Annotated in this window: 7 protein-coding genes; 3 read left to right on the forward strand and 4 right to left on the reverse strand. The window is 44.2% G+C overall.

The window, feature by feature from the left end; genetic code table 11:
• Positions 1 to 30 precede the first annotated feature (30 nt).
• Both alaS and recA read right to left on the reverse strand, forming a co-directional pair.
• Entirely contained in the window at positions 31 to 2,715 is a 2,685-nt protein-coding gene (alaS, locus tag DBT_RS04015) for an alanine--tRNA ligase (protein WP_067616682.1), read from the reverse strand.
• Positions 2,716 to 3,783, reverse strand: a complete 1,068-nt coding sequence (recA, locus tag DBT_RS04020; RefSeq protein WP_067616684.1) for a recombinase RecA — start codon at positions 3,781 to 3,783, stop codon at positions 2,716 to 2,718.
• Positions 3,784 to 4,479: 696 nt separating this feature from the next.
• On the opposite strand from recA, the gene DBT_RS04025 reads away from it, so the two are divergent.
• The gene (locus tag DBT_RS04025) at positions 4,480 to 4,695 is read left to right on the forward strand and encodes a hypothetical protein (protein ID WP_067616687.1); all 216 of its coding nucleotides are present in this window, start codon (positions 4,480 to 4,482) and stop codon (positions 4,693 to 4,695) included.
• A 93-nt stretch (positions 4,696 to 4,788) separates the two neighbouring features.
• Here DBT_RS04025 and DBT_RS04030 read toward each other — a convergent pair whose 3' ends face one another.
• Both DBT_RS04030 and DBT_RS04035 read right to left on the reverse strand, forming a co-directional pair.
• Positions 4,789 to 5,055: a MerR family transcriptional regulator gene (locus DBT_RS04030; RefSeq protein WP_067616689.1), complete on the reverse strand. Its 267-nt coding sequence runs from the start codon at positions 5,053 to 5,055 to the stop codon at positions 4,789 to 4,791.
• Between the two features lie 2 nt (positions 5,056 to 5,057).
• A complete protein-coding gene (locus tag DBT_RS04035) occupies positions 5,058 to 5,258 on the reverse strand; it encodes a hypothetical protein (RefSeq protein ID WP_067616691.1) in 201 nt (66 codons plus the stop codon).
• A 417-nt stretch (positions 5,259 to 5,675) separates the two neighbouring features.
• Between DBT_RS04035 and DBT_RS04040 the strand changes: the two genes are divergently transcribed.
• Together DBT_RS04040 and mnmL are read left to right on the forward strand one after the other, a co-directional pair.
• On the forward strand, positions 5,676 to 7,151 hold the full coding sequence (locus tag DBT_RS04040) for a CCA tRNA nucleotidyltransferase (RefSeq protein ID WP_067616693.1): 1,476 nt from the start codon (positions 5,676 to 5,678) through the stop codon (positions 7,149 to 7,151).
• The coding region (gene mnmL, locus DBT_RS04045) for a tRNA modification radical SAM protein MnmL/YtqA (RefSeq protein WP_067616694.1) at positions 7,117 to 7,977 on the forward strand (861 nt) is incomplete at its 3' end. The genes DBT_RS04040 and mnmL, both read left to right, overlap by 35 nt.

A 7,977-nucleotide genomic window follows, 5' to 3' on the forward strand; every position in this document is an offset into this window, starting at 1 on the left:
AACTTCCGAAGTGCTCAACACTCAAAACTTTTAAAACTGCTCAACACTCAAAACTTCCTTAACGGTTTTTGGAGCCAATTTTAAGGCCTCTTCTAGCCTCTCTGGATTTGGGCCTCCTGCCTGAGCCATATCTGGGCGTCCACCGCCTCTTCCTCCTACCACTGCAGAAAGCTCCTTTATGATATTGCCTGCATGTAGTTTGTCTACAAGGTCTTTTGTGACCATAACCAGGAGTAGGGCTTTGCCCTGATTTTTGGAGCCAAGCACCACCACTCCAGAGCCTAGTTTTGCCCTAAGCCTGTCACCAAGTTCCCTCAATACCTTGGGATCGCCGTTTTTTATTTCATGGGCAAGGACTTTTACACCAGAGACCTCGGAAACCTTTGAAACGAGGTCATCGACATCTAAGGCGCTTCCCTTTACCTTAAGCTCCTCTATTTCCCTCATTAAGGCCTTCAACCTCGAGGTAAGCTGATCAACTCTTGATTCAAGCTCATCAGGCGGGCATTTGAGCTTGGCAGCAAGCTTAAACACGAGCTGTTCAAGTGATTGAATATGGTCAATCGCATATTTGCCAGTAACAGCCTCAATTCTCCTGATACCAGCTGCCACGCTTGACTCAGAGACTATTTTAAAGAGCCCAATAGAACCTGTGCGTTTTACATGGGTTCCCCCACAAAGCTCGATGCTCACACCTGGGACCTCAACAACCCTTACTCGATCTCCATATTTTTCACCAAAAAGCGCCATTGCCCCCCTACTCTTGGCCTCTTCAAACGATGTTTCTTCAATCCTTACTGAAAGGTCCCTTCGAATCGCTTCGTTCACTATGGCCTCGATCCTTTGGAGGAGAACTGGTTCAATTTTTGAAAAGTGTGTAAAGTCAAAACGTAACCGGCTGGAATCCACTAATGAGCCTGCCTGCTTAACATGGTCTCCAAGTACCTCTCTTAAGGCAGCGTGCAAAAGGTGAGTTGCAGTGTGATTCCTGGCTGTGTCTGCTCTGTCTCCTTCAAACACAGAAAGATCATATTCCTCTCCGACCTTAAGCGATCCCTCTTTGAGCTCTATTCTGTGGCAAATAAGGGCGCCTTTCTTCACTGTATCATGGCACAGTGCCTTAGTCCCAGGCGCTCGAATCTCTCCCTTATCTCCAACTTGACCACCAGATTCGGCATAAAAAGGAGTACGGGAAAAAATTGCCTCTCCATACCATTTGGGACCCTTAGCCTCGTCGGTTGAACACCATGTTTCCTCTTCTTTCGAATTACCACCGTAAAGGGCAAGTAGTGTTGCTTTGGCCTCTAGGGTCTCATATCCTATAAACTCTCCTCCACGCCCCTGTTCCACAAGTTCCTGATATTTTGGAGGTAGTTCCTTGGTTACAACTTCCTTCGATGCTCCCTTTGACCTCTTTCGCTGCGCCTCTAGCTCTCTCTCAAAGCCTTCTCTATCGATCTCAAAACCCTGTTCTTTGGCCACATCCTGAACAATGTCTATGGGGAAGCCATATGTGTCGTAGAGCTTAAAGGCAAATGAGCCTGGAATTATCCCTTCTCCCTTTTTCCTCAGGGTATCTAATTCCTCCATGAGTATTTCAAGACCAAAGTCTAAGGTCTTTAAAAACCTTTCTTCTTCTGTATCGAGAATTTGCCGCATGGAGCTTTTGGCTGAGACAAGCTCTGGATATGCATCTTTCATCTCCTCAACAACCCTATCACACACCCTTGCCATAAAGGGTTCAGATAGGCCAAGGGTTCTTCCATAGCGGGCAGCTCTCCTGATGATCCTGCGCAAAACGAATCCACGTCCTTCGTTTGAAGGTATGACTCCATCGGCTATGAGAAAGGCTGAAGCCCTTCCGTGATCAGCGATCACCCTCATGGCAACATCTATTTCAGGAGACCTGCCATACTTCTGATTACTCAGGTCTTCAATGGCACGAATAATACCTTCAAAGAGGTCTGAGTCGAAATTATTCAATTTCCCCTGACAAACTGCTGCAATCCTCTCAAGGCCCATTCCAGTATCAATGCTTGGACGGGGTAGCGGATGGAGCTCGCCTGATTCATCTCTAAAAAATTGCATGAAAACTAGGTTCCATAGTTCAAGAAACCTGTCACAGTCGCATCCAACTCTGCAGTCCGGGCTTCCACAACCAACTTCTTCTCCCTGATCTATAAGAATCTCCGAACAGGGCCCGCAGGGGCCTGTGTCTCCCATGGCCCAAAAATTGTCCTTTTCTCCTAGACCAACAATGCGATCCTTAGGTACGCCTGCCACCTTATGCCACAGCTCCCTTGCCTCGTCATCATCTTCAAATACCGTTATCCACAACTTTTCCTTTGGTAACCCTATGATATTTGTAAGGAAATCCCATGCATAGCGAATGGCCCCTTCTTTAAAGTAGTCTCCAAAGGAGAAATTTCCCAACATCTCAAAGAAGGTATGATGACGTGCAGTGTACCCAACATTTTCAAGATCATTGTGCTTGCCCCCTGCCCTCACACACTTTTGACACGTTGCGGCCCGCTTGTAGTCGCGCTTTTCCTCTCCCAAAAAGACCTGCTTAAATTGGACCATGCCGGCATTTGTAAACAAAAGGGAGGGGTCGTCAGCAGGCACTAGGGAAGAACTTGGTACTACCTTGTGTCCCTTTTGTTCAAAATAACTCAAAAAGGCCTGGCGAATATCTTTGCTCGCTGTAATCTTCATTTATTGGTCTGCCTCCTGTCGCCTACTCTTGTCTGGTATGGGTTCATCAGATTTTTTTTGGGCGGTCTTTAGCCCATAGGCCGATCTAACTTCTCTTTCAATTTCCTCTGAAAGTTCCGGGTGTTCTTTCAAGAAATTTCTGACATTTTCTCTGCCCTGCCCCAGTCTCTCACCTTTATATGAATACCAAGAGCCGCTCTTTTCGATTATGTCAACTGCAGAGGCAAGGTCTATTAAAGAACTTTCGCGGCTTATGCCCTCTCCATAGTAAATGTCGAACTCAGCCTCTTTAAAGGGTGGAGCGATCTTATTTTTGACTATCTTTACCTTGGTCCTATTACCCACAAGATCAGCACCCTCTTTAATTGGCGATGAACGCCGAATTTCCATTCTCATGGTAGAATAAAACTTGAGCGCATTTCCTCCTGTCGTGGTCTCCGGATTGCCAAACATGACGCCTATCTTCATCCTAATCTGATTGATGAACACAAGACAGGTCCTGGTCCTATTGATATTGGCCGTGAGTTTTCTAAGGGCCTGACTCATGAGTCGGGCCTGGAGCCCTACATGTGAATCCCCCATCTCTCCTTCTATTTCAGCCTTTGGGACGAGAGCTGCTACTGAATCGACGACAATAATGTCCAAAGCCCCGCTCCTTACAAGCGCGTCTACTATCTCAAGGGCCTGTTCCCCATAATCTGGCTGGGAAATGAGTAAATCATCCACATTTACTCCGAGTTTTTTTGCGTATACGGGATCAAGGGCGTGTTCTGCATCAACAAAGGCTGCCATCCCTCCATCCTTCTGTGCCGAAGCTATCATATGGAGGGCAAGGGTAGTCTTGCCTGAGGACTCCGGACCATAGATCTCTATTATCCTCCCCCTGGGTATCCCCCCAACCCCAGTAGCTATATCTACAGCAATGGATCCAGTGGATATTACTGGGATATCTTCCACTGATCCACGTTCTCCTAAACGCATCACCGAGCCCTTTCCAAACTGTTTTTGTATCTGGGCTATGGCGATATCTACTGCCTTCCTTTTATCGGATTCTACGGGGGGCTTCATCTAATCCTCCTTTTTTGTTCCTAACTATCTATTATATTTATAAATATTCAGTCGATACATTTGGCGTCAAAAAATAACATGAACGCCTACTATTTAGTCATGTTTATACCTTAAATATCCAAAATGGACCAGTGTTTTTCCAGGTAGAAACCTAACCGCCAGTCACAGACAAACTCGGGAAAAATTTCAGAGGTCAATTCAACGATCCCTATGATCAACCAGACTATAATCCCGGATTATGCACTTCAAATGCCTGAAGAAAGTAATTTCTACGAATTACTGCATAGTTAGCATGCATCTTTTCCCGTTGTGCCTTCACCCAAAAGGTGAAGTTCAATCCGTAATAAATCCTCAGGCATTTGAAGCCGCAAGGGGCTCGCAATTTTACCGAATCTGCTTTGTTGTCGGGCACTTGAAGTACCTAAGTACGTCTGCGTACCCTCCGCCTTGCATCTTCGGCAAACTTGCGAGCCGCATAATCCGGGATAATAATTCGCGTCTTATTGAATATTACAATTTCAACTTTTTCGCAAAATTCAATTTCTCGCCTTTTATAAAAGGGCAAAAATCTGTTAATCCTTACAGTACTAAATGCCATATTTACTTGATTTTATTGATTTTTTTTCTTGACGCTCTTCATTTAGGCTGCTACTATTTTGTTAAGAAAAAATTTCTATCAATCAAAGGAGGGGCACCATGCAAGGCGCAATTGCTATTGCAAGAAATTGGGCTGAAACGCTTAGGGCAAGGAAATTAAGCGTTGCCATGGTCAGTGGAATTGGCCTAGGACTTTTTATTGGCTTCGGACTATTCTTCCTCTGGGTCCTTGGTTGCATAATTGGTGGGCTCATTGAAGCGGGGGGACCAATTGGCTTTGTAAAAAGTTGGTTTGACGCTGCCTTTGGGATTTAAAATAACCATAACCCTTTCTCAGCACTAAAAAGCCCGGGCTAGGTTGCCAGGGCTTTTTAATTGAAAGGCCTCAAACACTCGATCCTATCGAATCTATTTTTTTTCATAACCGAATGAGTACCTCATCTGTGCTCCAGCGGATCTTGAAAACATCCTTTTCAATGCTGAAACACTGTAGCCCCAGTCATTTTTTAAAGACAAAATCAATGACAATCTCCCCACATCTTCGTCACTAAAGAGCCTTTCCCCAAATTCATCCCTTTCTGGCTGGATCAAGCCCTGCTTTTCAAGGGCACAAATGGTCTTTAAGTCAATTTCCATGATCTCCAATACTTCGCTCAACCTTAATGAATACCCCATATTCAGCCCTCCGCATCGGAGTTCGGACACGGAACTGCCAATTCAGGCTGAGGAAACTCCTTATCCTGTGCAAGCCTCGCCAGACTTGGCATCATGAAAAGGACTGGTATTGCCGTAAAAGGGCCTAGTAGCATGGACATCACAAGACACCCAAAAGCAAGAAGACCTATTTTAAGGCATTCCAAGGATAAATAACGATGCATTTGATCCCCCCATTTATAATTCTTAGTACGCTAAAGATAAGCATATTTAAAAGCGGACAACAAGTCAAGTTTTTTAGAAAAATCAATATGTTATACGAAATTGAAACTGACAATTTTAGAACAAAATAGACTAATTTTTTTCTTGATATTGAATCATGTAATATTTATTTGAATCTTTAATTGATAAAATAAACTCAAATTCAATTTTTAGTTGGGGGCTATTAGGACACTCCATCTGAGATTATCCCTAATTATGTAGCTCTAAACCCTTGCCAAAGATGCAAGAACGTGGGAGGCGTAGCCCACCTTTTCTTTTGACCTTACTGACATTAGGTTTTAAATTAAACCTAGCCCTAAATGCCAATCGCGAGGGAATCGATACTTTTGTGACAGACGAGAATTGGAATTCGACAACAAATGACCGTGACATACACAGATAAAGCAAAAGCAGATGTTGCTCTCCTTGATTCCTTATGCAATAAAGAAGTTTTTGTATCAGGAGGGGCAATAAGGGATCTTCTTTTATCGAGACCAGTCATTGATATCGATCTAGTGGTCCCCCAAGATGCCGTAACAATCGCAACACAATTGGCCAAGGATATTGATGGAACCTTGGTATCTTTAGACGAAGACAACGGCATCTATAGAGTAGTTTCCAGAGATGGCCGTTATTTTGATTTTAGCCAATACAGAGATGGGGCAAAGGCCATTGATGAGGACTTAAGGTATAGGGATTTTACAATCAATGCCTTGGCCCTTCGCTGGCAAGATTTTCTCTCAGGGGACATAACTAAGCTCATAGATCCTACAAATGGCCTTCACGATATTAAAAAGGGAATTATTCGTGCCTGTGCAAAAGACTCCTTTCATAAAGATCCCTTGAGGATACTCCGTGCCTACAGATTTTTAGTGGAATTAGGATTTGAAATTGAGCCAACAACCTTGACCTATCTTCTTGAGTGTCAGGGAAAGGGGCGCCTAGATGAAGTCGCTAAGGAAAGAATCAATTATGAGATAACTAGAATCTTTGAGACCAACATCGCCTGGAAGGCCATAAACAAGATGGCCGAACTTAAAACCCTTCTAATACTCTTTCCAGAGCTCGAAATCGCACAGGGGGTAGAACAGCCTGGTTTTCATCATCTTGATGTTTTTGGGCACAGCCTTGAGACCCTCAAGATGGTAGAAAAGGTAATTGAAAGCCCCCACACCTTTTTTAAGCATAGCGAGACAGTCCGCGCATGGCTCAAAGAAAACAAACAACGGATCATAGCATTAAAATGGGCAGCCCTCTTTCATGATATTGGAAAACCTGTTGTTAAAGGCCAAAAGGGAGAGAGGGTGACTTTTTACAATCACGATAGGGAGGGGGCCTTAATCCTAAAGGGCATCTCCCGACGGTTTCGGTGGTCGCGTTCACTCGAAGAAATCGTCTTAAAATTAGTCGCCCTTCATATGCGTCCTTTTCACCTTTTAAATGATCTTAGACGAGGAGGTCCGTCAAGCAGGGCCTTGAGGCGCCTTTTAAATGCAACTGGCCAGGATTATGTCGGATTATTCCTGCTGAGTATGGCCGACACCCTTGCAGGTAGTGGTCCACTTAAACCTCCGGAGTTGGAGGAGGAAATCGCCACTTTATTTGATCATGTCCATACATTTTGGACTGAGACCTTGCGTCCCATCAGGAGCAAAGAGCGCATAATTACTGGCAAAGACGTCATGAACATCCTCGGCATACCTCAAGGTCCACTGGTTGGAAGGGCCCTTGATGCACTAGAGCAGGCACAATGTGATGGCCTTGTTAAAGATAGAACTTCATCAATTGCATTTTTGAAAAAATGGATTAAAAATCAAGGTAATGCGCCAAGATCTTCCTTTTCTCAGTCTAAATAAATACTTAAAGAACATTTTTGGAGAACGCGTCCAAAAAATCCCCCTCGACGCAGGACTCACCTGTCCAAATAGGGACGGCACCAAAGGGACTAAAGGCTGTATCTACTGTGATCCCTACGGATCTGGTACAGGAAGAGCGCGAAACGGCGTAACAATCAGGGAACAGATGATTCAGGGAATTGACTGGGCACGAAAAAGGTATGGAGCAAAAAAGTATATTGCCTATTTTCAATCGTTCTCAAACACCTATGCTTCTCCTGACAAACTCAGAAAATTATACAACGATGCTCTAGTCTCTAGTGACGTAGTTGGACTTTTTATAGGTACCCGTCCAGATTGCATAGATGATGCCGTACTGGATGTTATTGAAGAATGCGGTAAAGGCCGCCTCATAACAATAGAACTTGGACTTCAAAGTGCCCACAATCACACTCTTCAAAACATAAATCGAGGCCATAGCGTAGAGGATTTCGTTGGTGCTGTGGAATCAATAAAAAAAAGGGACCTCAACGTGTGCGCACATGTCATCTTTGGGCTTCCAGGTGAAGGTCCAGAAGAAATGCTGGCTACAATACAACTCCTGAAGTCGCTTAATATAGATGGTATAAAATTTCACCAGCTTTATGTAGTCCATGGTACTCAACTTTATGAGGAGTACAAAAAGAACAATATTTCTCTTCTTACGCTCGATGAGTACTGTTCTCTAGTTGCCAGGGCTATCAGCATTTTACCAGAGCGAACTGTCATTCACAGGCTACAGGGGGATCCGCCCAGAGACCATCTTATTGCTCCGAAATGGTCTTTGGAAAAAAACGAAATAAGACAA

The organism is Dissulfuribacter thermophilus (assembly GCF_001687335.1).
Lineage (GTDB): Bacteria > Desulfobacterota > Dissulfuribacteria > Dissulfuribacterales > Dissulfuribacteraceae > Dissulfuribacter > Dissulfuribacter thermophilus.